1 protein-coding gene and 1 pseudogene are annotated in these 1,547 nt (G+C 71.8%); both read left to right on the top strand.

The features are described from left to right. The coding region (locus G4D87_RS37625) for a glycosyltransferase family 87 protein (RefSeq protein WP_240358934.1) at window positions 1–1,257 on the top strand (1,257 nt) is incomplete at its 5' end. A gap of 83 nt (window positions 1,258–1,340) precedes the next feature. After that, window positions 1,341–1,547, top strand: a pseudogene (locus tag G4D87_RS37620) (energy transducer TonB); the annotation flags it as partial.

The following is a 1,547-nucleotide window of genomic DNA, read 5'->3' as shown; positions in this document are numbered from 1 at the left end:
GGGCCCTCCGGCTCCGAATCCCCCCCACCGGCCGAGGGTGAGGGGACATCTCCTGGAGTGGGTGCGCCCTGGGCGCGCTGGGGCTGGTGGCTCGTGCTGGCCGTGCTGGCCGTGGCCGCCATCGCCGTGGGCCAGCATCCCCGCCGAGGCGTGGACTTCCGCGTCTACCTCATGGCGGCGGAGCGCTTCTGGGAGGCCTCGGACATCTACCGCCTGTCCGACGGCACCATGCCGTTCAAGTACGCGCCCATCACCGCGCCCCTCTTCCTCCCCTTCACCCTGCTCCCCGCGCGCGCCGCCGTGGCCCTGTGGAACCTGGGCTCCATCGCCGCGCTCGCCGCCGTGGCCCGCCTCACCATGCGCGCCACGCCTTCGTCGGGGGAAGCCACGCCCTGGGCCTGGGCGCCCGCGCTGACGACGCTGGCCCTGCTGCCGTCCTTCACCTTCGAGCTGTTCTACGGCCAGGTGGACGCCGTCATCCTGCTGCTCATCCTCCTGTCCACGCTCGGCGCCGAACGCGGCCAGGTGTGGCGCCCCGGCATCGCCTTCGCCGTCGCCTTCCTGCTCAAGCCGCCCGCCGCCCTCGTCGGCCTCTTCTTCCTGTGGCGCCGTCACTGGCGCGTCATCGGCGCCACCGCGGTGGTGGGACTGCTGCTCACCCTGCCCACGCTCGCCCGCTACGGCTGGGACGGCACGCTGGCGCAGTTCCAGTTCTGGAGCGACACGCTGGCGCGCACCACGCCGCCCTGGGCGCTCCAGGCCAACACCCAGGGCCTGCCCACCGTGCTGCTGGCGCTGATGTACCCGCCCGACACCGTGGTGCCCCCCGGTGACATGTCGCTGGCGCAGGCCGTGGCCATGGTCCTCTTCGTCGCCGCCGTCGTGTGGGCAAGACCCGGGCCAGCGGACCTCATCGCCGTGTGTTGCCTGGGCGTCACCCTGCTGTCACCGCTGGCGTGGCGCGCGAACTACGTGCTGGCCTGGCCGTTGATCCGCGCCGCGGTGGAGAGCCGCCACCGGCCCAACCTGGTGCTGGTGGCGCTCATCGCCCTCACGGGGCTCCTGGTCTCTGACTCGGGACTGGGCGCGGAGTGGAGCCGCCACGTCCTCCTGTGGCGCCCCTTCGCGCTCGTCTACACGGCGCTGCTGATCGCCCTGCTGTCGCAGATGCGCCGCGTGGGCGCACCGCGCGCGGTGGTGGACGCAGACGCCGTGTCACGCCTGCCACGTTGCTTTGGTGGCGGGCTCGCGCCGTGACGCTTCCGTCAAGTTGATGGAAGCAAAGTGTCACGGGCCCCGGACAGGCCCGACACATGGCGTCGCTATATGCGCGTCCAGTCATGTTCGAGACCTTCGACAGCGGCCCGGACGTCCCATCAGCGCGGCGGTTCGCGCTCTCCACTACGGCGTCCGTCGCCGTGTTCGCGCTGATGGGCATCGCCGCCATCACCGCGGCCGGCAAGGTGACGGAAGTCATCAAAGAGAAGAAGGGCACGGACGTGGTGTTCCGTCCGCCCCCTCCTCCGCCCCCACCCGTGGTCGAGGTG

This window comes from Myxococcus vastator (genome assembly GCF_010894475.1).
Taxonomy (GTDB): Bacteria; Myxococcota; Myxococcia; order Myxococcales; family Myxococcaceae; genus Myxococcus; species Myxococcus vastator.
Note: the sequence above shows the minus strand (reverse complement) of the source record. Positions and strands in the feature narration are given on the sequence as shown.